Genomic DNA, 330 nt, shown 5'->3' on the forward strand with positions numbered 1-330 from the left:
CCTTCGACGTCGCGTTTCCCGTAGGCTGCGGCGCTGGCAGCATCAACACCGAATCGATCACGTCAACGCTCAGCAACTCCGTGCCTGTCATGGCCGACGGCGCAGCTTCGAGTCCCGGCAGTTCCAGCTTGCCTTCCCGATATTGCTTGCGCCACCCGAACACGACGTTGGCGTTGATGTCGTGCCGCCGCGCGACGATCGACACCGACATGCCTGGTTCCAACGTTTCCCTGATCACTTGCTGTTTGAATTCCCGCGCATACGTGCGATGGGCCGGGCGCGCTGCATTCGGCATAGCTGACCGTCTCCGTCAATCTAAACGCGACTATC

The 330-nt window shown here is 60.9% G+C and carries 1 pseudogene; it reads right to left on the bottom strand.

Going from position 1 to position 330, the window contains the following annotated elements:
• Positions 1 to 130: 130 nt before the first annotated feature.
• Positions 131 to 238, bottom strand: a pseudogene (locus tag HWX36_RS36780) (transposase); the annotation flags it as partial.
• Between the last annotated feature and the right edge of the window lie 92 nt (positions 239 to 330).

The organism is Burkholderia sp. BCC0405, from assembly GCF_902833075.1.
Lineage (GTDB): Bacteria > Pseudomonadota > Gammaproteobacteria > Burkholderiales > Burkholderiaceae > Burkholderia.